The organism is Miniimonas arenae, assembly GCF_006351005.1.
Classification (GTDB): Bacteria; Actinomycetota; Actinomycetes; order Actinomycetales; family Beutenbergiaceae; genus Miniimonas; species Miniimonas arenae.
Genome location: NZ_VENP01000002.1, coordinates 1 through 23,423, shown reverse-complemented (window position 1 = coordinate 23,423; position 23,423 = coordinate 1). Strand labels below are relative to the sequence as shown.

The following is a 23,423-nucleotide window of genomic DNA, read 5'->3' as shown; positions in this document are numbered from 1 at the left end:
TGGCCCAGAGGTGAAGCTCAGCGTGCTCGACCTCATCCCCGTCCGGACCGGCCAGACCACTGCCCAGGCGCTGAGCGCCTCGGCGGCGCTCGCACGGCTCGCCGACGACGCCGACTACACGCGCTACTGGGTGGCCGAGCACCACAACATGCCCGCCGTCGCCTCGACGGTGCCGGGCGTGCTCATCCCGTACCTCGCCCAGGGCACGCACCGGATCCGGTTCGGCTCCGGCGGCGTGATGCTGCCCAACCACACCGCGCTCGCGATCGCCGAGCAGTTCGCGCTGCTCGAGGCGATGCTGCCCGGCCGGGTCGACCTCGGGATCGGGCGAGCGCCCGGGTCGGACCCGGTCACGGCCTACCTCCTGCGCGGAGGTCAGCAGCCCGAGGACGCCTTCGTGCAGGACGTGACGCTCGCGCGCGAGCTGCTGGGCAGGGGAGACGCGGCGGCCGGGGACGCCGTCGCCCTCTCGATCGGCGGCCGGCCGTTCGCCGTGCGTCCGACGCCGCTCGCGACCTCGGGTCCGACGCTCTGGCTGCTCGGGTCCTCGGGCTTCTCGGCCGACCTCGCGGCACGGCTCGGGCTGCCGTACGTGTTCGCCAACCACTTCGGAATGCCCGGGCTCGCCGACGCGCTCGCGCGCTACCGGACCGCCTACCAGCCCTCCGCGACCCACCCGGAGCCGACGTCGCTGCTGCCGGTCAACGTGGTGGTGGCTCGGACGGCCGCGCAGGCCGAGGCCTGGGCCGGCCCGCAGCTCGTGCAGATGGTGCGGCTGCGCACGGGTGCGCCGCTGCTGCCGCAGCTCACGGTCGAGGAGGCGGCCGCCTATCCGTGGACCGAGGCCGAGGCGTCGATCCGCGACGCCGTGCGCGAGCGCTGGTTCGTCGGTGCGGTGTCCGACGTCGTTCCTCGCCTGGCTGCAGCAGCCGCCGACGCCGGGGTCGACGAGGTGATGGTGGTGCCCGCCGCCGGGGCGAGCGCCGAGGACGCGCTGGACGCCGGGCCGGGGCGGGCGGAGACCCTCACGCTGCTCGCCGAGGCGCTGCTGCGCTGACCGCCCGCGGCTCGCGGGTGGCGCACGGGCGGCGCCGGGCGGCCCACGGGTGCTGCACGGGCGGCGCCGTGCAGTGCAGTGCCGTGCAGGGCAGCGCGCGAGTCACACCCGCAACACACCCGCCTCACCTTCAGGAAACATCGCCTCGCTTCACTGGCGCGATGGACCTCACCGCCGTGCGCGAGTACCGCGTCGCTCGGACCCGGGCGGACCTCGCGCTGGCGCCCGGCGAGGTGTTGCTCGCCGGCGGGACCTGGCTGTACTCCGAGGCGAACACCCACGTCACGGGCCTGGTCGACCTCACCGGCATGGACTGGGTCCCGTACGAGCGGACGCCCGACGGCCTCACGGTGGCCGCCACGTGCACGATCGCCGAGCTTCTGCGCGCCGAACCCGATCCCGCGTGGCGGGCCTGGCCGCTCCTCGACGCCGCCGCCAACGCGCTGCTCGCATCGTGGAAGGTCTGGAACGTCGCGACGGTCGGCGGGAACGTCGCCCGGTCGTTCGCCGCGGGAGCGCTCATCGCGTGGGCGGTCACCCTGGACGCCCAGGCCCTGGTCTGGCGAGCCGACGGGACCGAGGCGCGGCTCGCCGTCGAGCATCTCGTCACGGGCAACGGCACGAACGCGCTCGACGGCGGAGTGCTGCGCGCGCTGGAGGTTCCCGACCGCGCCCTGCGCGGGCGCACCGCGCTGCGCAAGATCGCGCTCAACGCGCTGGGGCGGTCGGGTGCGGTGGTGACCGGTCGCGCGGACGACGACGGCGCGCGCACGTACGTGGTGACGGGCGCCGTCGAGCGTCCGGCGGTGCTGCGCTACCCGAGCCCGGTTCCGGCCGACCGGCTGCGCACCGACGTCGACGCGCTCGCGGGCTGGTTCACCGACGCCCACGGGTCCGCGGACTGGCGACGCGCGGTCGCGGCCGAGCTGGCCGTGCGGGTGCGCGCGGACCTCGAGGACGCCTCGTGAGGCTCGAGGTGGACGGCGAGGCCCACGACGCGACGCCCGCCCCCGGCCAGTGCCTGCGCACGCTGCTGCGCGACCTCGGGCACCGCGAGGTCAAGAAGGGCTGCGACGCGGGGGACTGCGGGGCGTGCACCGTGCTGCTCGACGGCACGGCCGTGCACTCGTGCCTCGTGCCGGCGCAGCGCGCGGTCGACCGCACCGTGACGACGGCGGGCGGCCTCGCGCCGGGGGACGCGCTGCACCCCGTGCAGGAGGCCCTGGTCGAGCGCTTCGCGTTCCAGTGCGGGTTCTGCACGCCGGGGCTGGCGGTCACCGCGTCGCAGCTCACCCACGACGACCTGCCCGACCTCGACCGCCGGCTCAAGGGCAACCTGTGCCGCTGCACGGGGTACCGGGCGATCCGGGAGGCGGTGACGGCCGGCGTCTCGCGTGCGTCGGGGTGCGCGGGGTTGTGCGGGACGTGCCCCGGGGCAACCCCCACGACACCGGCCACGGCGTCCGCGCCGGACCCGATCGCCGTGCCCACGAGCGACGCAGCCGTGCCCACGAGCGCCCCGGCACCCACGTCCGCCCCGTCGCCCCACGCGGTCGGCGCGTCCGTCCGCCCGGGCCCGGGGCGCCGGGTCGTGCAGGGCCGCGAACCGTTCACGCTCGACGAGCTGCCCGCCGGCGTCCTCCACCTCGCGGTGCTCGGCAGCCCGCACGCGCATGCGCGCATCCGCGCGATCGACACGTCGCGCGCGGAGGCGCTGCCCGGCGTCGCGCTCGTGCTCACGCACGAGGACGCACCGGACGTGCGCTACTCCAGCGCGCGACACGAGCACCGCACCGACGATCCCGACGACACCCGCCTGCTCGACGACGTCGTGCGGCACGTCGGCCAGCGGGTCGCCGCGGTCGTCGCCGACACCCTCGCCACCGCGCGCGCCGCCTGCGCACTCGTCGAGGTCGAGTACGACGTGCTCCCCGCCGTCTTCGACGTGGACGCGGCGCGCGCCCCCGGCGCGCCGGTCCTGCACGCCGGCCGCACGCCCGCGGACCGCGTCGACGACGCCGCACGCAACGTCGTGCTCTCCTTCGGCGGCGAGCGGGGCGACGTCGACGCGACGCTCGAGGCGAGTGACGTCGTCGTGGGCGGGGTCTGGCGCAGCCAGCGGCAGACGCACGCCCAGCTCGAGACGCACGCGAGCGTGGGCTGGCTGGACGAGGACGGTCGCCTCGTCATCCGCACGTCGAGCCAGGTCCCGTTCCTCACGCGCGACGAGCTCTGCCACGTCTTCGGCCTCGAGCCGGACCGCGTGCGGGTGTTCACCGCGCGGGTGGGCGGCGGCTTCGGCGGGAAGCAGGAGATCCTCACCGAGGACCTCGTGGCGGCCGCCGTGCTGCGCCTGGGGCGGCCGGTCGTGTACGAGATGACGCGCGAGGAGGAGTTCCTGCGCACGTCGCTGCGGCACCCGTTCACGGTGTCGGTGCGGCTCGGGTCGCGCCGGGACGGCACGCTGACCGCGATGGACGTGGAGGCGGTCTCGGACACCGGCGCCTACGGCAACCACTCCCGTGGGGTGCTCTTCCACGCGTGCGCCGAGTCGATCAGCCTGTACCGCGCCGACGCCAAGCGTGTGCGCGGCGAGGCGGTCTACACGAACAACCCGCCGTCGGGCGCCTTCCGCGGCTACGGCCTGGGACAGGTGATCCTCGCCGTCGAGGGTGCGCTGGACCTCCTCGCCCTGGAGCTGGACCTCGACCCGTTCGAGCTGCGTCGGCGCACCTCGGTGCGCGAGGGCGACCCGCTGCTGACGTTCGAGCCCGACCCGGACCCCGACCTGCTCTACGGCAGCTACGGACTGGACCAGTGCCTCGACCTCGCGCAGGAGGCCCTCGCCGGCCCGGACGACGTGCCGGCCCCGCCCGGCTGGCTCGTCGGCGAGGGCATGGCCACGGCGCTGATCGCCACGATGGCGCCGCGCGGTCACCGCAGCGAGGCCACCGTCTCGGTCGACGGCGAGGGCCGGTACCTCATCCGGGTGGGCACCACCGACTTCGGTCAGGGCACCGTGACGGTGCACCGGCAGATCGTGGCGGAGGCCATGGGTGCCGACCCCGCTCAGGTCGACTTGCGCCACTCCGACACCGACGCCTCGGGCTACGACACCGGGGCGTTCGCCTCGGCGGGCATCACGGTGGCGGGCAAGGCCGCGCACGCCGCGGCGACGGTGCTGCGGGTGCGGCTCCTCGAGATCGCGGCGGTCACCACCGGCGTGCCGGTGGCCGAGTGCGCGATGGCGCCCGACGGCGTGCGGACCCCGGTCGGCACCGTGCCGTTCGCGGTGCTCGTCCGGCACGCGCCGGCCGGCGAGCGGGACGCGCACGGCGTCGTGGGGCGCGGCGTGGAGAACGGGGACGTGCGCTCGGTGGCGTTCAACGTGCACGCGCTGCGCGTGGCCGTCGATCCCGCGACCGGCGAGGTGCGCGTGCTGCGCAGTGTGCAGGCCGCCGACGCCGGCACCGTGATGAACCCCGAGCAGTGCCGGGGTCAGGTGGAGGGCGGCGCGGCGCAGGGGTACGGCAGCGCGCTGTGGGAGGAGGTCACGATCGAGGACGGCCGCGTGCTGACGGCGGCCTTCCGCAACTACCGGGTGCCGCAGCTCGCCGACGTGCCGCGCACGCACGTGCTGTTCGCGCAGACCTCGGACTCGCTCGGGCCGTACGGGGCCAAGTCGATGAGCGAGTCGCCGTTCAACCCGGTCGCGGCCGCGGTGGGGAATGCGATCTCGCGCGCGATCGGGGTGCGGGTGACGCAGGCGCCGTTCAGCCGCGACCGGGTCTGGCGGGCGATGCGGGACGAGTCCGCCGCGCGTTCCGGCGCGGACGCCCAGTCGCTCTGACTCCTGGCCCGGTCACATTGACTGGTCGCCCGTGCACATTGACTGGCCAGATCGCCACCGGGACGGTTCGCGGACGCGTTCTCGCAGGTCGCGGTGCGGCGCCGCCGGTTCGACCAGTCAATGTGCACGGGCGACCAGTCAATGCGTACGGACGAGCTCCCCGTGGATCGCCCCGGCCCCGAGAGACAGCGGCCCGCCGCCCCGTCCGTGCGCGCACGCCACGACCTCCGCGAGGATCGACAGCGCCGTCTCCGCCGCGGTGCGTCCGCCCAGGTCCAGCCCGATCGGCCCCCGCAGCCGCGCGAGCCGCTCGGTCGGCACGCCGGCGTCGCGCAGCAGCGCGACGCGCCGCGCATGCGTGCGCCGCGACCCGAGCGCCCCGACGTACCCGAGGTCGCGCCCGAGCGCCTCGACCAGCAGCGGCACCTCCGCGCCCTCGTCGTGGCTGAGCACGCAGACCGCGGTCCGCGCGTCGGTGGGCGTGGCGCGAAGGTGCTCGACCGGTCGGGCGAGCACCAGCTCGTCCGCGTCCGGCAGTCGCTCAGGCCGCAGGAACGCCGCCCGCGGGTCGCACACCGAGACGCGGTAGCCGAGCCGGCGCCCGAGAGCAGCGAGTTCACCTGCCACGTCGGTCGCGCCGTACACGAGCAGCGCGGGCGGAGCGCCCCGCCCGACCACCAGCGCGGAGCCGCCGTCGGGCAGGTCGACGAGGCGCGCGCCCGGCGCCGGCTCGCCCAGGCCGAGGCGGGCCGGGGTGCTCAGGTGCGCGGCGCCGTCGTGCATCACGAGCGCGAGCGACGCCGCGCCGCCGGACGCGGCCGCCGCGAACGCCGCCCGCATGTCGGCAGGCAGGTCGGGGTCCAGGCGCACGACGGCGACCCCCACCACGCCCCCGCACGTCAGCCCCAGCGAGACGGCGCGGTCGGCGTCCCAGCCGTAGGAGCAGGTCGCCGGCAGGTCCGCGGTCGATCCCGCGCCGAGCCCGAGCGCGTCCATGGCACGCGTCACCACGTCGGCCTCGACACACCCGCCCGACACGTTGCCCACCACCTCGCGGGGCCCGACGGCGAGCCACGGGTCGAGCGGTTCGCTCGCCGTCGCGGCGCGCGCCGCGTACTCCACCGGTGGCAGCACGAGCATCGACGTCCCGACCGGGTGCGGCGCGCTCCCGTCCACCCCGATCACGACGGCGAGCGCGAGGCTGCGCCCGGCGTCCAGCTCGGCGAGGACCCGCGCCGCGTGGTCGAGCACGTCAGCGCCCGGGTCGCAGCATGCCGAGCTGGGCCAGGACGAGGTTCTCCACGACCTGCGCGAGCGCGTAGAGCGCGAGCGCCGCGAGGGTGACGACCACGACGCCGGCCCAGAGCAGGTCGAACTGCACCTGGCTCGCAGCGCGGTTGATCGTGCCGCCGAGGCCGTCCCCGGTGGCGAGCCACTCCGCGAGCAGTGCGCCCGTGATGGCACCCGGCACCGAGATCCGGATCGACGCGAACAGCGACGGCATCGCGGCCGGGATCGACACCTTGCGCACCATGGCCCAGCTCGAGCCGCCGTAGACCTCGACGACGTCGTGCAGCGCGGGCGGTGCGGCCTTGAGCCCGGCGACCACGTTGACGAGTGCCGGGAACACCACGACGATCCCGCCGATCACGGCCACCGTCGCCACGCCGCGGCCGAAGATCATGATGATGACCGGCGCCATCGCGATGAGCGGCACGGAGCGCAGCAGCATCGCGACCGGCATGAGCGTCTGCTCCACGGGCCGGAACAGGACGAACAGCACGGCGCCCACGACGGCCGCGACGAGACCCGTGACGAACCCGATGAAGGCGTGGTTGAGCGTGATCCCGAGCGCGTCCATCACGACGGCGCGGTTCTCGGCGGCGTCGGGTTCGGTGAACAGGAACTGGACCACGTCCAGGGGCGACTTCGCGACGTAGGAGCTGAGGTCGAGCAGCACGATCGCGCCCCACCAGATCACCACGACCGTCACGAGCGTGCCGAGGAACGTCAGGAGGCTGCGGCCGATCGCGCGCAGCAGGGCGCGACGAGCGGCGGACTGGGCGGGCTCCGGGTCGCTGGGACGCGGCCGCGGCTCGGGGACGCGCGTCGGCTGCGCCGCGGCGCCCGGCGGGCTCGTCGTCGTCATGCTGCCCGCCCCCTCGACCACGGGGCGACGAACCGCTGGACGAGGCCGAACAGCAGGTAGCCGACCATCGCGACCGCGCCGGACGCGAGGGCCAGTCCCCACAGCCGCGCGGCGTCGAGCGTGTTCTGCGCGTTGATCATCGCCGGGCCGATACCGAGGTCGACCTTGCCGAAGTACTCCCCGAGGATCGCGCCGAGGAACGCGGCCGGCACGGCGATCTGCAGCGCCGTGAGGATGTGCGGCAGGGCCGCGATGACGCGGACCTTCACGAGCTGGGTGAAGCGCGACCCGCCGTACACGGTCACGACGTCGAGCGCGGCCTGGTCGGCCGCCTTCAGTCCCAGCAGGCTGCCCACCACGGTGGTGAAGAACACCGAGAGCGCTGCGAGGAAGATCGCCGTGGGGGAGGGCTGCCCGCTCGGCGGTGCGCCGAGGATGATCACGACGAGCCCGCCGATCGCGACGATCGGGATGCAGTAGGTGAGGGTCGCGAGCTGCATGACCGCGCCCTCGAGTCGCGGCGCGACGAGCACGAGCGCGGCCGCCGCGAGCGCGAGGCCGTTGCCCCACAGGAAGCCGATCGCCGCCTCCTGCAGCGTGACCGAGAAGTTGCGCGCGTAGAAGGACCAGCCGTCGCTCGCCCAGCCGGCCACGACCTCGGGCGGGGTCGGGATCGGGGCGGCCTCGCCCGGGCCGACTCCAGTGAGCACGACGGCGGCCACGAGCCACCAGACGCCGACCAGCACGACGGCGCCGGCGAGGCCCGTGAGCACCGAGCGGACGGCGCCCCCGCTCGGGCGAGCGGGGCGTGGGGGCGAGGCTGCGCCGTCGGGCGTCCCGCCGGTGGTCGTCGTGCCCGGCGAGGGCGGGCTGCCGGGGGGCGCGAGCTCAGTGGACATCGGCGGCGACCTTCCCGAAGAGGAGCTCGGAGGCGTGGTCGACGTGGGCGTGGAACTCGGGCGTGCGCTGCATCTCGGGCAGCCGCGGGCGGGGCAGGTCGATCGTCATGACCTCCTTGACCCGGCCAGGCCGCGCGGACATCACGGCGACCTGGTCGGACAGGAAGATCGCCTCGGAGATGCCGTGGGTGACCATGAGCGTGGTGGCGGGCTTCTCCGTCCAGATCCGCAGCAGCTCGAGGTTGAGGCGCTGGCGCGTCATGTCGTCGAGCGCGCCGAACGGCTCGTCGAGCAGCAGCACCGAGGGCTGCAGGATGAGCGAGCGCGCGATCGAGACGCGCTGGCGCATGCCACCGGACAGCTGCGCGGGCTTGGCCTTCTCGAACCCGGTGAGGCCGACGAGGTGAATCATCTCGGCGACGTAGTCCTTGTCCGGCTCAGCCCTGGCGACCTCGAACGGCAGCATGATGTTGGACCGGACGCTGCGCCACGGCAGCAGAGCCGAGTCCTGGAACGCGATGCCGAGCTCGTGGCCGCGGCGCAGCTCGGTCGGCGACTTGCCGTCCACGAGGATCGAGCCCGACGTCGGCTCCTCGAGCCCCGCGAGGATGCGCAGGATCGTGGACTTGCCGCACCCGGACGGGCCGAGGAGGGAGAGGAAGGACCCCTTCTCGGTGTGCAGGTGGGCCTCCTGGAGCGCCTGCACGGCCTTGGTGCCGAGCGCGAAGGTCTTGGACAACCCGTTGATCTGGACGCCGGTGCCGCCCGCGAAGGGCGGCACCGGCTCCATCGAGGCGTCCGCGCTCACTCTGCGTACGCCTTGAGGTCGGGGTTCTCCTCGTAGACCTCCTGCAGGAGCGAGAGGTCGAAGATGTCGCTCGCCTGGACGTCGAGCCCGGCGCCCGCGAGGCTGGCGACGGTCTCGGACTGCAGCTCGTCGGAGATCGTGAACAGGCCGTTGGCCTCGGTCTCGGGCGAGACGATGAGCCCGGCCTGCGCGGTTGCCGACAGTCCCTCGGTCTCGGCGTCCAGGCCGAGGTCGGCGCCGTAGGTGTCGACGGCGAGGCCGACCGCGGTGTCCTGGTCCTTGAGTGCGTCGGTCCAGCCCTTGATCTCGGCCACGAGGAACGCCTTGATCCGGTCGCGGTCGTTGGCGATCGCGTCGTCGGTCACGGTGAACGTCTCGGCCACGAACGGCAGGCCGTTGTCGGCGAACGGCAGGTTCGCCACCGAGAAGCCCTGGTGCTCGACGATCACGGACTCGTTGGTGAGGTAGGCGACGTAGCCGTCGACCTCGCCGTTGGTCAGCACGGACGCGTCGTACTGCACGGGCACGACCTCGACGCTGCTCGGGTCGATGCCGTTGGCGGCCAGCAGCGCCTGGAACAGGCTCGTGTTGGAGTCCTGGACGCCGATCTTCTTGCCGACCAGGTCCTCCGGCGTCGTGATGTTGCCGCCGTCGGTGAGGGACAGGATCGTGAACGGGTTCTTCTGGAACGTGGTGCCGACGATCTTGACCGGCGCGTCCTCGTTCGCGACGGCGGTGCCCACCGACACGGCGTCGGACAGCGCGACGTCGGCCGAGCCCGAGACGAGCTCGGCCACACCGGTGGACGGCCCGGCGACGAGGTTCACCGAGGAGAAGCCGGCGTCGGTGTAGTAGCCGTTCGTGTCGGCCATGTACTCGCCGAGGAACTCGATGTTCTTGATCCAGGAGAGCTGCACGGTCAGGTCGCCGTAGTCCGCGTCCCCACCGCTGGCCGCGTCGCTGCTGTCGCCGCTGCCGCAGGCGGTGAGGGCGAGGGCGGCGAGGGCGCCGGTGGCGGCGAGCGCCACGCGGCCGGTCAGGGTGCGACGGCGGGAGGGTGCGGTCATGGAAGGCCCTTTCAGCGGGGTCGTGGGGCGCGTCGGGCCCCTGATCGCAGCGACGCTACGTCCGGGTCGTTTCCTGAGCCGCGCCCTGCGTGTTTCGGCGAGATGAGCGCCTGTTACGAGCAGGTGAAAGCTTGCAGAAATGGCCAGAAGTCTCTTGTGGCGGGGCCACGATGGGCGGCATGGCGCACACGGAGCGAGGTGACGACGTGGGCGAGGCCGCCCGGGGGACGGGCTCGGAGCTCGTGCGCGAGCACGCCCCGACCCATCCGCTCGACCGCGTCGCGAACCGCCCGGGCCACGTCTATCGCGGACACGTCTTCCATATCGCCGGCTCCCCGCGCGTGCAGGACGCGGACGCGCACCTCGTGGCGATCACCGACGGCGCAGTCGCGGTGGGCGCGGACGGCCGGATCGCCTGGGTGGGGCAGTGGCGAGATCTCCCGGTCGAGTACGCGTCGTGGCGCGTCACCCGCGCGGGCTTCGTCCTGCCGGGCTTCGTCGACGCCCACGCGCACTTCCCACAGACCTACTCCCAGGCCGCACACGGCGGCGGACAGCTGCTCGAGTGGCTCGAGCAGTGCATCTTCCCGGCCGAGGCGCGCCTGGCCGACCCCGCGTTCGCCGAGCTCGTGGCGCACGATTTCGTGGCCCGCCGGATCGCCACCGGCACGACGGCTGCGATGGTCTTCGGGTCCGCCTTCCCCGCGGCGCAGGACGCGCTCTATCGGACCTCCTTGGCCGCCGGCCTGCGCACCGTGAGCGGGCGCGGCATCCAGACGGTAGGACCGCCGGCGGCCGCGCCGCTGATCACGAGCGAGCGCGACGCCGTCGACCTCACCGCTCGCGAGATCGCCCGTTGGCACGGATCGGGGTCGGACGGCCGGTCCGCCCTCGTGCAGGTCGCGATCGTGCCGCGGTTCAGCCTGTCGACCACGGCGCACACGCTCGCCGCGCTCGGCGAGCTCTACGCATCCGTGAAGGACCAGGGCGTCTACGTGCACACCCACCTGAGCGAGAACAACCGCGCCGGCACCGGCGAGATCGCCGCGGTGCTCGGCACGTACGGGGTCGAGCGCTACCTCGACACCTACGACGGCCGGTTCCTGCCCGGCTCACGGCGCGGCGGCGAGAGCCTCCTGGGGCGGCGCACGATCATGGCGCACGCCGTGCACTGCCACGACGACGAGCTCGCCCGGATGCTCGACGCCGGTACGTCCGTGGCGCACTGCCCGACGTCGCAGCTGTTCCTCGGCTCCGGCACCATGCCGTGGCGGCGCACGGTCAGCTCGGGGGTCACCGTCGCGATGGGCACCGACGTCGGCGCGGGCGACGAGTGGTCGATCCCGGGCGTGCTCGCGGCCAGCTACGGAGTGCATCTGTCCGAGCCGGGGGAGGAGTCGGTCGCGATCGCGCCCGCCGAGCTGCTGTTCTCCGGTACGCTCGCCGGCGCGCGTGCCCTGGACTGCGAGGGCGTCTTCGGCAACCTCGACGTGGGCAAGGACGCGGACCTCGTGCTCGTGGACCCCACCCGCGTGCACGCACTGGACATGACCCTGCGGTACGGCATCCGTGCCGAGGACGAGGCGACGGCGCAGCGCCAGACGCTCTTCGCGCTGCTGCTGGGGCTGCACGAGGCGGCGATCAGCGGGGTCGTGGTGCGCGGGCGCCGACTCGAGCCCGCGGTCGATCCCGCGGTCGGGCTCGCGGAGAGCGGGGCGGCATGACCGACGGCGAGCGCGAGGTGGCCGGCCTCGTGCTCGCGGCGGGTGCGGGAACCCGGTTCGGCGGGCCGAAGGGCCTCGCGCGCGACGAGACGGGCGTGCCGTGGATCGTGTCGGCCTGCGTCACACTGCGGCTCGCCGGCGTGGGGCGGATCGGCGTAGTGGTCGGCGCCCGCGGGGAGGAGGTGGGCGCTCTCGTGCCGGACGGCGCCGCCGTCGTCTGCGCTCCCGACTGGGAGGCGGGCGTGTCTGCGTCGCTGCGCGCCGGGCTCGCCTGGGCCGCGGACCTGCCCGCGGCCGTCCACGCGCTCGTGGTGACGCTCGCCGACCTCGTCGGCATGCCGCCGGCGGTGGTCACCGCCGTGATGCACGACGGCGTGGACTCCCACGTCCTGCGCCGTGCGGTCTACGAGGGCGAGCCCGGGCACCCGGTGCTGCTCGGGCGAGACAGCTGGGCGCCGACCGCGGCGGCCGTGACGGGTGACAAGGGCGCAGGTGCGTACCTCGCGCGAGCCGGGGTCGAGCGGGTCGAGGTGGCGCACCTGTGGCACGGGCGGGACGTCGACCTGCAGGCGGCGCGGGGCGTGAGCGACGCCGCTCCCGGCGTCAACGAGTCCGACGCGCTGACCGACAGTGACGGGCCGCTGCTGCCGTGAGGCGCGCGGCCTGAGACCTGCCTCTCGACGCGTGGCGTCACGGTGGGTGCCTCGGTCTGTGTAGACTGTCCGAGGCCCAGAACGCTCCGGCGCTGCGGGCCAGCGGGCTGTGGCGCAGCTTGGTAGCGCACTTGACTGGGGGTCAAGGGGTTTACCCCTCCCGGGCGGCCCAGAACAACTGAAAATCCATGCCACGGGCTGTGGCGCAGCTTGGTAGCGCACCTGACTGGGGGTCAGGGGGTCGCAGGTTCAAATCCTGTCAGCCCGACGTTAAGGCCCAGGTGAGAGTAGGTTTCTCGCCTGGGCTTCTTCGTGTCCGGGGGTCGTTTTCTGTGGTCCCCCTCTGGTCCCCCCGGCGCTCTCGCGGGCGGTCGCCTGTGGACGAACGGGGCGCCTCGAACCCGGCTCCTGTGGATAAGGGGACCAAAAGGGGACCAGAACGCTTCCGGGAGCACTCCCGAAGGGATCGGAGCGCATCACAGGCTCCTGGTCACGGGGCTGCTGCGCCGGGCGTGCTTGCGCTGTCCGGCGGCGGAGAGGAAGGCGTTGGCCTGCTCTGCGGCGGAGGCGAGGTGGCGGTCGTCGGGGTGCAGGTAGCCGCGGGTGGTCTCCATCGAGGCGTGCCCGAGGATGTCTTGGAGGACGTGCAGCGGGATGCCTGCGTCGGCCATCCAGGTCGCCCCGGTGTGGCGCAGCCCGTGCCGGGTGAGGTCGGGCAGTCCGAGCTTCGCCACGATGCCGTCCCAGTTGGTGGCGTCGCGGACGGTCGCGGTGGTGAGGTAGCCGCCTTTCGGCCCGACCAGCAGCGAGTCCTCGGGCTCCTTGCCTGCGGTGAGGCGTTCCAGCACTGGACGGAGCGGTTCCAGGATCGGCACGCGGCGTTCCTTGCGGCTCTTGGTCGGCTTGGTGACCAGTCCGCCCTTGCCGGGGAACACCTGCCTGCGGATCACCACGAGGTTCTTATCGAAGTCCACGTCCCCGACCTGCAACCCGGACACCTCCGAGGACCGGGCCGCGAGCAGCGCGGCGAGCATCACGAAGTCGCTGTAGGACTGGTGCACCTTCCCGCATGCGCGCGCGAGGCGGTTGAGGGTCTTCATGTCCGGGATCGCGTGCGCCCGTGGGTAGGCGTGTTCGGCCGCCTGCCCGCGGAAGGCGTTGCGGTTCAGGCTCCGCTGGGCGCGGTTCTTCGCGGGGTTGATCTGGATCAGCCCGTCCCGCACGGCTTCATCGAGCACCCGCACGAGCGGCGCGATGGTGTTCTTGATGGTCGAGGCGCCGTGGCGCTGTTCCCACTCGTCAATGGTGCGGTCGATGATGCCGGCGGTGATCTGGGTGACCGGCAGGTGCCCGAGCGCGGGCAGCACCCGCAGTTTCAGCCCATACCCGTAGGTCTCGCCCGTCGAGGTCGGGTCCAGGCCCCGCGCCCACCGGTCGCCGATGGAGGTGACGAACTCCAGCAGCGTCATGGACACGTCCATGCCCTTGGTCGAGGAGTTGCGGAGCTGGTCGAAGAACGCGTGTGCGGCGGCTTCGTCCCGCACGATCTCCGAGCGGATCACGCGGCGCTTGGTGGTCGGGTCGGTCCACCGGGCGCGGGCGCGAATGCCGTAGGAGCGGCGCTCCATGTCCGTGGAGACCTTCACGCCGATCGGCGGGACCGGCTTCGGCTCGGCGGTCGGCTGCGGCTCAGCTCTCCGGGGCATGGTCGTGTTCCAGCTCGCCCAGCCAGCGGTCCACGGCATCGAGCCGGTACCGGGCGATCCCGCCGAGGCGCAGGAACGGCGGCCCCGTGCTCGCGGACCGCCACCGCGACAGGGTGGATTCCGAGACCTTCAAGTACGCGGCGACCTCGCGGCTGTCCAGCAGCGGCGAGACGACCACTGCCTCGGTCTTGTCGCTCACGACAGTTCTCCGGTGTCGGGGTCGAGAAGGCGGTAGAAGGCTTCCTCGGCGTCGCGGCGGGCTTGGACGTCGGCCATGACGAACTCCACGAACTCGGCGTCGCGGTCGGTGATCGGGATGTCCTCGATTAGGTCGCCGGGTTCCTCGCCGGGCCAGACGGCCTGTCTGGTGGGGCGGTCGTGGTCGAGTCGGGTGCCGCAGGCGGCGACCCATTCGCGGAGCCGCTGGCGGGCGTCGGCGAAGTCGCGGTGCCAGCCGAGCGGTGCGCTGCCGTTCTGGTCGGGGTCGTAGGCGCAGAGCCAGTGAAGGTGCAGCGCGCTCAGCTCCCACAGCAGCTCGGGGTGCATGTGCCAGGCGGGCGGGATCACGGAGGCGGGGAGCCCGTAGGTGTGGCGCAGCCAGTCCACCCAGCGGTTGAGTTCCAGCCACTCGGCCTCGGCGTCCTCGGCACTCAGCAGGTTCCAGTTGATCGGGTGCGGTGGCTCGGCGATAAGCGGCTCGTCGTAGCCGTCGTCGTCCATCTCGTCAACATCCGAGTCGGGAACGTCGTTCGTCGTGGCGTCGCCGTGAGGTTCGTCGGACATGCTGGGCTCCTGTCTGCTCTCCGGCCCCGGTGGTGCCGGGCGGTTGTGGCGGGCAGGTGCTCCTTGCCGCGACCGGCGTTCAGGTGTCAGAGCGGCGCAGCAGGGCTTCGATCTCGGTGCGGTCGGCCGTGAGCTGGCCGGCGTCGGGCCGCTTGGGCCAGGGGTGCAGGTCGGTGACGATCGGTGGTGCGGAGCGCAGCAGCACGATCCCGGTCCCGAACGGGAGGCGCCTGATCTTGTCGGGCGGGAAGATCGGCACCCGGCGCACGGACCGCTGGTTGGAGCGGGTGCCGTGGTCGCCCAGCGTCACGGAGTCGGTGTATTCGTCGCGTTCCCCGACCAGGGCGCTCAGGTCTTGCAGGTCCCGGCTGTTGGAAGCCCCGCCGAGGATCACCTTGACGATCGAGGCGTCCCAGATCGCGTTCGCCTGGTGCTCGTTCCACTTGTCCCGCGCCTGCGCGAGCGATTGGAGCACCGGCATCGTCGTGATCCCCGACCCGCCGCCTTCGGCCATCAGCGTCGGCAGGCTGGGGAGCGGCGAGAGGTTGGCTATCTCATCGAGCGCGAGCAGCATCGGCGGATCGAGCCGGGCACCGGCCGATCGTGCGGCCAGGCGGCGGGCGGTCTCGATGAGGTCTTCCACGAGCGCGGCGACCAGCGCGGCGCTGGCTCCGGCACCGGAGCCGGTTGCCAGCAGGAACAACGTGCCGCGGTCGCGGATGAACGCCTCGGGGTCGAAGCCCTCGCCGGGGCCGGGTGATACGGCGTCGAGCACACGCGGGTCGGCCAGCGAGCCGAGAGCCAGGGAGACGCCCTGCCAGATCGAGTCGCGGGTGCGGGGGTCGGAGTCGATCATCGCTTCCAGGGACTCGGCCCATCCGGTCGCGGCCTGGGTGGAGCCGGTCAGGATCGCCACCGCGTCAGCGGCCGCGATCGGATCGAGAGTCCACCGGAACAGTTCGGCGGGCGGCCGGTTGTCGATCGCCGCCGCGTGCAGCAGGGCTTGGAGCGCCGCCCGCGTCTTGCCCTCCCAGAAGCCTCCGCCATCGACACCGCCCGCGGACAGGCCGGTGCCGGCGGCAAGCCCGGTGGCGCGGATCATCGCCGTCTGCGGTGACTCACAGCCCCGGATCGGTGACCAGCGCAGACCGGCGGGCAGACCCTCGGCCAAGTGCTGGGGGTCGAAGATCGCGACAGGGCCGATCCTGCGGCGTGTACGCATGGTCGCGGTGAGGTTGTCCGGCCTGGTCGACGTGACGACGACGGCACCGGGGGCATCGAGGATCGCCGGGATCACCAGATGCAGGCCCTTCCCGGAGCGCGGCGGGCCGATGACCATGATCGAGTCCTCGACCGACGCCCACACGCCGGTGCCCTTGGAGGTGCCGAGCCGGTAGCCCACGTCCTGCGGCTTCGGGTCGCTCAGGTCGGGGCGCAGGCTTCCCGCGCGGCGCAGCAGCGCCCTGTCAGACGCCGCGGCGGCGACCTCGTGCCGGGTGGCGATCCCGGCCATGCGGCGCGGATCGGTCTCGATCCGGTGGGTGTGGCGGCGCAGACGCAGCCACGCCCATAGGCCGCCGGTGACGAGGCCGGCGAGCAGCACCCCGGCCGCGAGCCAGTAGACGACCGGGTTCAGGCCGTCCGCGTCGAGCGCCGAGCCGGGATCACCGGGGCGGAACAGCACTCCGACCCCGGAGGCGGCATCGCCGGCCGGCTGCGGTGTGCCGGTCAGGAACGCGGCCACCGATCCAGCGGCGCGCAGGATCAGCGCGACGCCGAACAGGACGACCAGCCCGATCATGGCGGCGTTGGTCAGCTCGTCTCCGAACGAGCCGGTCTGCCGGCCCTGCTCGTTCACGGCAGGCGCCGGATGATCGCGGTCCCGGAGACCCGGCCGAACAGGATGACCTCGATGACCCCGCCGGTCTGATCGACGCCGACCCCGGCCGGGTCGATGAGGGCGCGCGCGGTGCCGGTGTGGGCGGCGTCGGTGTGCCCGGTGACGACGGCGACCGCCACGTCCTCGCCGGGAACGAACCCCGCGCCCTCGACGGTGTGGAACGCCGGCCCGGCCGGCGCCTTCGGTTCCGGTTCGGGCTCGGGGCGGGAACGCCGGCGACGCGCGGCGATGATGTCGGTGAAGATCGTGCCGTCCGCCTCGCGGACCTCGACCCTGGCCGGTGTCGTCCGATCGTTCGTGGCGCGGTCGATGATCTGCCCGAACGAGGATCGTCGCCACGGCGGCGCGAAAGGGTCGGGGTCCAGCCGTTTCCCGTCGACGGTGACGGTCACGGTGCCGTCCTCGTGCACGTCGAGCACGACCAGCGGGATGGAGACCGGGACGGGCTCAGGCTCGGGTTTCCTCATGCCGCGAGGTGAGCCCGAGCCCGACTACGCGCATGGGCCGCGCGGTTCCGGTCAGGATTCGTGAACTTACGGGTTTCCGGTCATGCGGGCGGTGGTGTCGAACGCGGCCAGCTCGGCGGGGTGGAGCTGGTGCTGCACCACGAACGCCCGGTCCTTGATCCGCCAGAGCCCTTGCCCGGTGCCGAGGCCAGGCAGCAGGCGGCGTTCGGTGCCGGTCAGCCCGAGCGCGAGGGCGGTGGGGCCGAGCTGATCGGTCTCCTGCCGGTAGACGATCCTCGTCTCCGCGTTCGCCAGCAGGCTGTTCGCCAGCGCCCGGTTCGCCGACCCCGCATCGCCGACGTTCTCCAAGTCGGTCAACTTGTGGAACACGAGCAGATTCGCCAGCCCGTAGTGCCTCGCCAGCCGCCAGTGCGCATCCATCCTCCGCAGCAGCGCCGGGTGGGACATAAGCCGCCATGCCTCGTCATAGATGACCCATCTGCGGCCGCCGTGGGGGTCGAGCAGGGCAGCTTCCATCCATGCCGACGAGCAGGTCATCAGCACCGAAATCAGCGTGCTGTTCTCCGTGACGCGCGAAAGATCGAGACTGACCATCGGCCACGACGGGTCGAACCTGACCGTGCTCGGCCCGTCGAACAGACCGGCCAAGTCCCCGGCCACCAACCGGCGCAGCGCGTGGCCGACCTGACGGCCGTCCTCGGTGAGCCGGCCGTCCGGGTCGTCGGCAGGGTCGGGGCGCAGCAGCCGCTCGACCACCATCGGCAGGATCGGCACGTCGGCGTCCCGCACCGCCCCGGCCAGGGCGGTGTCGTTCGCGGTGTGTTCCAACGGCGCCAACCGTCGATCCAGCACCGTCTCCGTCAAGGCTCCGAGCAGATCGCGGCGCCGCGCGGCGAGGGTGGTGGCCCACTCCTGGTCGGACAGACCACCGGGCCGGTAGCCCTCATCGAGTGGGTTGAGCCTGTTGCCCATCCCGTGTCCGAGGATGATCGCTTTCCCGCCGACTGCTTCCGCGACCCCGGAGTGCTCGCCCTTGGGGTCGCCGGGGACATAGACCCTGTATCCGAAGGGCAGGCTGCGGGTGTAGAGGCTCTTGGCGAGCGACGATTTCCCGGAGCCGACGATCCCGGCCAAGATCAGATTCGGCGCGGTGATGAAGCCCCTGCGGTACAACTCCCACGGGTCGTACACGAACGACGAGCCGCTGTAGAGGTCTTGGCCGATGAAGATTCCCGCGGCTCCGAGCCCGGCTTCGGCCAGGAACGGGTACTGCCCAGCGAGCACCGCGCTGGTGTCCTGATGCCGGGGCACCCGGAACCGGCCCGGCGTCCTCAGCGCCGCCGGGCCGGGCTCGCCCGCGGCGGGGAGATAGACCGTGGCGCGGCGTTCGGCCCGTTCGGCGGCGGCCTTGGCCTGGGCCGCTTCCTTCTCGACCTGGCGTTGCTCGGCGACGAGCCGGGCGGCCGCTTGCCGCCGCTGCTTGCGCAGCCGGCGCCGCTCCGATGCGGGGGCGACGAGGACAGCGGTATGCAGCTTCTCGCCCCGGCTCACAACGACCGTCCTCGTGTCCCGGAGACCCAGCCGCCGGCGGAACGGTCGAACCATGACGACTCTGGCGCGGTGCGCGATCGTGGCGGCGGCCGGTCAGCAGGCGGTTCTTCCTCGGCCAGCAGAGTCAGCGCGTCGGCGTTCTGACGGGCTGCCTCGGCGGTCCACACAGGGAACAGCCCCTCATGCTCGGGCCTGCCGCCGGGGTTGTCGATGGCGTACTGGCGGGCGTCGCCGGCCGCGCTCAGGTACGCGGCGAGGTCACGCATCGCCCGGTCCGGGGTGACAGCGGCGCCGACCCCGGTGAACAGGTCCCGGCCTTCGAGCACCTGCCCGGTCGCGGAATCCTCGATGCGATAGGCGTACCTCTGGTGCTCGCCCAATGGCGTATCGGGCCAGACCGTGAGCACGAGTGCGCCGGCTTGCGTGGTCGTGGGATGGGCGGGCTCTTTGGCGTTCATGGCTGCCAGGTGCTCGTCCGCCCGTCCCGGAGTGCACGCGACCTACATCGACAGGCTGCGGGCTTGCTTCACCGCGGCGACGCCAGGATGCTCGAACCAGCCACCTTCGCGCACGGTGCTACGTCGACCCGTCGTCTCGCGGGCGGGAGTTGAGTGCCGGGCGGGGACGTGCGCTTCCGCGGCCGGGTCGATGGCGTCTTTGGCGCGGATGAGGTGCCTTCGGTAGAGCGCGACGTGCCCGGCCTGCACGTTGTAGGTCATCGCGTAGTCGCCCGTCTCGGCCTGCCGGTCCCCGGCATAGACCGGCGCGGTGTCGTGAACGTCGCCGTTCTCCATCGCCGCCTCGGTGGTCTCGTTGCCCCAATCCCAAGCGGACAGATGGTCGATCCCGGCCTCGACGCCCTCGTTGTCGATGAGGTCGAGCACCGTGTCGGCCTCGTTGCCTTGGAGGAACACGACCCCGATCCACCGCTCCACTAGCCGGTCCTCGGGATTCCACACGATCCGCCCGGAGTGCGCCATTGCGTCGTTGAGGCGGTCGTGGGTCTGGTCGATGAGGGTGGCGGCCTGGTGCAGCTCGTCGGCTGCCGCCAGCGCCGCAGTGGCACCGGCGGTCGGGTTGTGGTCGTCGTCGGTCACCCGTTGCTGATGGGCCAGGTGGACGGTAGCGAGCTGATCCATGACCTGCCGCAGCGATCGCAGCCCGGCCAGCAGGTCTCCGATCACCGGGTAGGTGTCGGCCGGGTTCTCGAAGGTGCGGGTGGCGTGGGCGAGGCCGCGCAGCGCCTCGGAGGCGTCGTCGGCGTCGCTGGTCGGGTTGGTGAACGTGGGCATCACGGGCTCCTTCAACGAGGGTGGGATGCCTGCCAGGTGAGCGCGCCGTTCACACCGTGCGGCACAGCGGCAGCGCGGCCGCCGTGAACGCGACCGCTTGCTGGCCGACGAGCCTTCGGGTCTCGCAGGAGGCTTGGATCGCGGCTTGTTCGATCGCGGCGACCGCGGCTTCCAGCTCGTCGATGCTGGGGGCGGAGACGGAGATGAGGCCGGAGACGCGCAGCACGCCGTGGCCGGCGGTCAGGTCGGCTTCCTGTTGCAGCACGTCTTGGTACTCGGCGGTCTGGGCGGCGTCCTCGATCTGGCCGATCCGGGCGCGCTGGGCCGCATCCGAGATGTGTTCGACCTTCTTCTTGCGGATGTCGCGGGCCGCCTGGTCCGAGCGCATCGGGGTGTAGATCAGCGACACCGACCGTTGGATGCCGGTCGAGAGCAGCACCGGCGCGAGGAACCCCGGATAGACGAGGCTGCGGGGCCACTCCGAGACCCACAGCACGGTGTGCCACGCGGAGTCGGTGCGCAGGTTGCCCCAGGTCTCGGTGACCGCGACCGGGCCGGCGGCGGCGAGTTCCTGCCCGAGCCGCCCGTGGCGCTCCAAGGTCGCGGCCACGGCCGGGTCATACGCCGAGCGGAGGATGACCGCGACCTGACCGGGGCCGAGCCACCCCGAGGGGGTCAGGTCCGCAGACCGCAGCGCGGCGACGAGCGTCGCCATCTCTTGACGGAGCACTGCGGCGGCACCACGGATGCCGCCGCCGGCGGTCCTGATCTGCCGGGCGGCGACCTTCATGTCCAGCGAGAGGCTGACCGTCGTGGCGTGCCGTTCCCCGGCGGGGCCGGCCCGCTCGATCAGCTCGCGGTAGGTGGTCGCCGCCCAGGAGCCGTCGTCGGTGCCGTGCTCCGCCCACCACTCGGCCAGCCCGCTACCGGAGTCCGGCAGGGTCCGTTCCAGCACTTGCAGGGTCGCGATCCTCCCGGAACGGCAGACCGTGGCGAGCACCCGACCCCAGGAGGTGACCCGGCGCTCCTGCTCGCCGGGGTCCAGCAAGATGAAGGCCGGATGCGTCACTTCCGTCACGACCGTCAAGGTCGCCTGGCGGGGGTCGTGGATCATGCACGCGCCGGTCTCGGGGTCCAGGTGCTCCCGCAGCCGGGCCATGTCGCCGGGCAGCGCGAGGTTCCCGGCCGGGCGGGGCTTGACGATCCGACGCCGGTAGAGCAGTTGCCCGCCGGTGGAGCGCCACAGCCACCAGCAGGCGACCGGGAGCCATTCGACCATCGGCCTCCCGGCGACCGGCACCCCGGTCAGCACGACGGCGAGCACCCAGACAGGGGCGGTGTAGGCCAGCAGCATCCCGGCACCGCCGTAGAACGCGGCCAGCAGCGCCAGGCCGCCGATGCCGAGGGTGACGAGCTGAGAGACCGAGAGGCCGAGCAGCACCCCGCGGCGGGTGAGCCGGCTGAACTTCATCGGCGTCAGCTCGCTACCGGGTGTCTTCTGTTCCGCGGCGGGCATGGCCGGTCACTCCTTGCCCGATGGCGATGCTGTGGGGTTGGGCGGCTCGGTGGGAGTCCGCGGCTGCGGCGTGGACGGCGGCGGTGTCTGCGACGGCGGCGGGGTGCCGCCGTTCTGCCCGCTCGCGGCGTCCGCGGCGGTCTCGGCCTGACCGGCCAGCGCGTGCCCGGCCTTCGGCCCGGCCTCGGCGGCATCCTTGGCGACCTTCGCTCCGACCACGACGGCTGCCGCCGGTCCCGCGCCCGCCGCCGAAGCGCCGGCCTCAGCGCCCACGGTTTCGCTGCCGGCCACGGCAGGTGCCTGCGCCGGGGCGGGCGACGGCGGAGACGTGCCACCTGATCCTGCGTCCGACCCGCCGCCATTGGGGTCTTCGAGAACCTGCTTGGGCTCGCCTCCGCCTTGGGGCTTGGACGGGATCGGGACCGGGCGGTTGAGGGCGTTCTTGGCCTCCTGCTCGGTGCCCATCTGCTGGTACAGGTCGAAGCCCACGAACGACACGAAGCGGTAGACCATGTACGGCGCGAACGCGGCGATGCCCAAGAGGACGATGCCGGTGATCGGTTCGGTGACCGCGGCGATGTCCAGCTCGATCGGGGTGGCCATCTGCGTGATCGCCAGCAGGAAGATGACGACGAGCACGAGCTTGCTGATGATGAGGGCGATCACGAACGCCGCCCATTTCCCGATCCACCCTTTGGTCGCGTCCCAGGACGCGCCGGCGAACGCGATGGGAGCCAGCACCACGCCGACCAGCAGCAGTGCCTTGCGGATCAACAGCGAGAACCAGACGATCGCGACGGCGGCGATCATCAGCCCGGCCAGGAAGATCGTCACGATCGCGCCGACGCCGGGAGCGGTGATGTTGATGCCGGTCAGTCCGGCGGCGAGCAGGATGATCTTGTCGCCCATCGTCCCGGTGGTCTCGCCGGACGCCTGGATGATGCCGATGCAGAGCTGGTCCACGATCTCCAGCGCGAGCGCAGTCAGCGTGACGACCACGAACGCACCCAGCACCGATTTCGCCGCGCCGAGCGCGGCGCGGGACAGCGCGGTCGGGTCTCGGCGTATCAGCCCGGTGATGAGTTGCAGGCAGAAGAAGATCAGGACGAGGAAGACCCCGATGCCGAAGATCAGGTTGTAGACGCTGGTGAACCCGTCCGTCTGGACATCGACCAGCGTGGTCGTGTCGAACACCGACCACATCGCCTCGATCAGCCAGCCGGCCGCGCCGCCCATCGCCTGCGCGAGCCAGTCGAACGGGGCGGCCACGACCGTCGCGGCGGCCTCGCCGGCCACATCGCAGACGGTCGAGATCACGGGAACGTCGCAGACACCCATCACGAATCTCCTGCTGTGGTGGCGGGCCGGCTCAGACGCCCTGGCCGACGTTCCAGAAGAAGTTCACGAGCGTCACCGCCGCGCCACAGATCACCGCGGCACCGCAGGAGATGAGGACGCCCAGCTTGCCCCTGCCCGAGAGGTGCGGGTTCGAGCTGTTGGCGCCGTAGGCCCACACGATCGCGCTCACGATCAGCGCGAGCACGGACAGGATCAGGCCGACCGTCATCACGGCGCCGACGATGGTGCGGAGCTGTTCGATGCCCGGAAGGCCGTTGCTGTTGGGGTCGATGTCGATCACGGCGGTTACTCCCTCGCTGAACGGATGGCTTGTGGCGGCGAGGTAGGCCGGAGAGCGACTGGACTCCGGCGATCGGGTGAAGGCACGGGAAAGGCCCGCCCGCAGGCGGGCCTTCACTCGGTGCGGGTCAGAGCTGGTTGCCGAGGGCGATGAGCCAGTTCACCCACGCAACCCCCGCGCCGGCGAGTGCGGCGGCGCCGATGCCGACGAGCACCCCGACCCGGCCTTTGGAGGCGAGGGCGGGGTTGCCGTGCGACGCGCCGAACGCCCAGCAGATGGGGCCTGACCCCGGATCTTGGACACGCTGAATCCGGCACCTGGTGCTGGGGAAGCGAGATGATCCGAGAATCATGGCCAGGAAG

General features: G+C 72.5%; 22 protein-coding genes and 2 tRNA genes. 7 read left to right on the top strand and 17 right to left on the bottom strand.

Annotation, left to right across the window (positions count from 1 at the left end):
* Nucleotides 1–10 precede the first annotated feature (10 nt).
* The 3 genes from FH969_RS01080 to FH969_RS01070 all read left to right on the top strand — a co-directional run bounded on the left by FH969_RS01080 (nucleotide 11) and on the right by FH969_RS01070 (nucleotide 4,907).
* A complete protein-coding gene (locus FH969_RS01080; protein ID WP_139985537.1) occupies nucleotides 11–1,057 on the top strand; it encodes an MsnO8 family LLM class oxidoreductase in 1,047 nt (348 codons plus the stop codon).
* 161 nt (nucleotides 1,058–1,218) lie between these two features.
* The gene (locus FH969_RS01075; RefSeq protein ID WP_139985535.1) at nucleotides 1,219–2,025 is read left to right on the top strand and encodes an FAD binding domain-containing protein; all 807 of its coding nucleotides are present in this window, start codon (nucleotides 1,219–1,221) and stop codon (nucleotides 2,023–2,025) included.
* Nucleotides 2,022–4,907: a molybdopterin cofactor-binding domain-containing protein gene (locus tag FH969_RS01070; RefSeq protein ID WP_139985533.1), complete on the top strand. Its 2,886-nt coding sequence runs from the start codon at nucleotides 2,022–2,024 to the stop codon at nucleotides 4,905–4,907. The genes FH969_RS01075 and FH969_RS01070 overlap by 4 nt, the downstream gene beginning before the upstream one ends.
* 138 nt (nucleotides 4,908–5,045) lie before the next feature.
* On the opposite strand, the gene FH969_RS01065 is transcribed toward FH969_RS01070, so the two are convergent.
* Genes FH969_RS01065 through FH969_RS01045 form a run of 5 tightly spaced genes read right to left on the bottom strand, consistent with a single transcriptional unit; the run spans nucleotide 5,046 to nucleotide 9,830 of the window.
* Entirely contained in the window at nucleotides 5,046–6,158 is a 1,113-nt protein-coding gene (locus FH969_RS01065; protein WP_139985531.1) for an XdhC family protein, read from the bottom strand.
* A gap of 1 nt (nucleotide 6,159) precedes the next feature.
* Nucleotides 6,160–7,056, bottom strand: a complete 897-nt coding sequence (locus FH969_RS01060; protein ID WP_108719852.1) for an ABC transporter permease — start codon at nucleotides 7,054–7,056, stop codon at nucleotides 6,160–6,162.
* Nucleotides 7,053–7,955, bottom strand: coding sequence for an ABC transporter permease (locus tag FH969_RS01055; RefSeq protein WP_108717347.1), 903 nt, complete (start codon nucleotides 7,953–7,955; stop codon nucleotides 7,053–7,055). Before FH969_RS01055 ends, FH969_RS01060 begins: the two co-directional genes overlap by 4 nt.
* Complete coding sequence (locus FH969_RS01050; RefSeq protein WP_108719853.1) at nucleotides 7,945–8,745, bottom strand: ABC transporter ATP-binding protein; 801 nt, start codon at nucleotides 8,743–8,745, stop codon at nucleotides 7,945–7,947. The genes FH969_RS01055 and FH969_RS01050 overlap by 11 nt, the downstream gene beginning before the upstream one ends.
* Before the next feature lie 14 nt (nucleotides 8,746–8,759).
* Entirely contained in the window at nucleotides 8,760–9,830 is a 1,071-nt protein-coding gene (locus tag FH969_RS01045; RefSeq protein ID WP_108717348.1) for an ABC transporter substrate-binding protein, read from the bottom strand.
* Between the two features lie 179 nt (nucleotides 9,831–10,009).
* Between FH969_RS01045 and FH969_RS01040 the strand changes: the two genes are divergently transcribed.
* The 4 genes from FH969_RS01040 (at nucleotide 10,010) to FH969_RS01030 (ending at nucleotide 12,475) form a co-directional block, all read left to right on the top strand.
* Nucleotides 10,010–11,554, top strand: coding sequence for an amidohydrolase family protein (locus FH969_RS01040; RefSeq protein WP_139985528.1), 1,545 nt, complete (start codon nucleotides 10,010–10,012; stop codon nucleotides 11,552–11,554).
* Entirely contained in the window at nucleotides 11,551–12,207 is a 657-nt protein-coding gene (locus FH969_RS01035) for a nucleotidyltransferase family protein (protein ID WP_139985526.1), read from the top strand. Before FH969_RS01040 ends, FH969_RS01035 begins: the two co-directional genes overlap by 4 nt.
* A 103-nt stretch (nucleotides 12,208–12,310) precedes the next feature.
* Nucleotides 12,311–12,380, top strand: a tRNA-Pro gene (locus FH969_RS15050).
* 21 nt (nucleotides 12,381–12,401) lie between these two features.
* Nucleotides 12,402–12,475 (top strand) — tRNA-Pro (locus FH969_RS01030).
* Between the two features lie 208 nt (nucleotides 12,476–12,683).
* On the opposite strand, the gene FH969_RS01025 is transcribed toward FH969_RS01030, so the two are convergent.
* The 12 genes from FH969_RS01025 to FH969_RS15380 all read right to left on the bottom strand — a co-directional run bounded on the left by FH969_RS01025 (nucleotide 12,684) and on the right by FH969_RS15380 (nucleotide 23,419).
* On the bottom strand, nucleotides 12,684–13,913 hold the full coding sequence (locus tag FH969_RS01025; RefSeq protein WP_139985524.1) for a tyrosine-type recombinase/integrase: 1,230 nt from the start codon (nucleotides 13,911–13,913) through the stop codon (nucleotides 12,684–12,686).
* Nucleotides 13,897–14,112, bottom strand: coding sequence for a helix-turn-helix transcriptional regulator (locus tag FH969_RS01020; protein ID WP_108717352.1), 216 nt, complete (start codon nucleotides 14,110–14,112; stop codon nucleotides 13,897–13,899). The genes FH969_RS01025 and FH969_RS01020 overlap by 17 nt, the downstream gene beginning before the upstream one ends.
* A complete protein-coding gene (locus FH969_RS01015; RefSeq protein ID WP_139985522.1) occupies nucleotides 14,109–14,696 on the bottom strand; it encodes a hypothetical protein in 588 nt (195 codons plus the stop codon). Before FH969_RS01015 ends, FH969_RS01020 begins: the two co-directional genes overlap by 4 nt.
* Nucleotides 14,697–14,775: 79 nt before the next feature.
* The gene (locus FH969_RS01010) at nucleotides 14,776–16,497 is read right to left on the bottom strand and encodes a type IV secretory system conjugative DNA transfer family protein (protein ID WP_139985625.1); all 1,722 of its coding nucleotides are present in this window, start codon (nucleotides 16,495–16,497) and stop codon (nucleotides 14,776–14,778) included.
* A 53-nt stretch (nucleotides 16,498–16,550) separates the two neighbouring features.
* Nucleotides 16,551–17,063, bottom strand: coding sequence for a hypothetical protein (locus FH969_RS01005; RefSeq protein WP_139985520.1), 513 nt, complete (start codon nucleotides 17,061–17,063; stop codon nucleotides 16,551–16,553).
* 66 nt (nucleotides 17,064–17,129) lie between these two features.
* Nucleotides 17,130–18,614, bottom strand: coding sequence for an ATP-binding protein (locus tag FH969_RS01000; protein ID WP_139985518.1), 1,485 nt, complete (start codon nucleotides 18,612–18,614; stop codon nucleotides 17,130–17,132).
* On the bottom strand, nucleotides 18,611–19,072 hold the full coding sequence (locus tag FH969_RS00995; protein ID WP_108717356.1) for a hypothetical protein: 462 nt from the start codon (nucleotides 19,070–19,072) through the stop codon (nucleotides 18,611–18,613). Before FH969_RS00995 ends, FH969_RS01000 begins: the two co-directional genes overlap by 4 nt.
* A 42-nt stretch (nucleotides 19,073–19,114) precedes the next feature.
* Complete coding sequence (locus FH969_RS00990) at nucleotides 19,115–19,906, bottom strand: hypothetical protein (RefSeq protein ID WP_108717357.1); 792 nt, start codon at nucleotides 19,904–19,906, stop codon at nucleotides 19,115–19,117.
* A 49-nt stretch (nucleotides 19,907–19,955) separates the two neighbouring features.
* On the bottom strand, nucleotides 19,956–21,422 hold the full coding sequence (locus tag FH969_RS00985; RefSeq protein WP_139985516.1) for an SCO6880 family protein: 1,467 nt from the start codon (nucleotides 21,420–21,422) through the stop codon (nucleotides 19,956–19,958).
* 6 nt (nucleotides 21,423–21,428) lie between these two features.
* Nucleotides 21,429–22,760: a TrbL/VirB6 family protein gene (locus FH969_RS00980; RefSeq protein WP_139985514.1), complete on the bottom strand. Its 1,332-nt coding sequence runs from the start codon at nucleotides 22,758–22,760 to the stop codon at nucleotides 21,429–21,431.
* A gap of 31 nt (nucleotides 22,761–22,791) precedes the next feature.
* A complete protein-coding gene (locus FH969_RS00975) occupies nucleotides 22,792–23,061 on the bottom strand; it encodes a DUF6112 family protein (RefSeq protein ID WP_108717360.1) in 270 nt (89 codons plus the stop codon).
* Nucleotides 23,062–23,188: 127 nt separating this feature from the next.
* Nucleotides 23,189–23,419, bottom strand: coding sequence for a DUF6112 family protein (locus FH969_RS15380; protein ID WP_246071637.1), 231 nt, complete (start codon nucleotides 23,417–23,419; stop codon nucleotides 23,189–23,191).
* Nucleotides 23,420–23,423 lie beyond the last annotated feature (4 nt).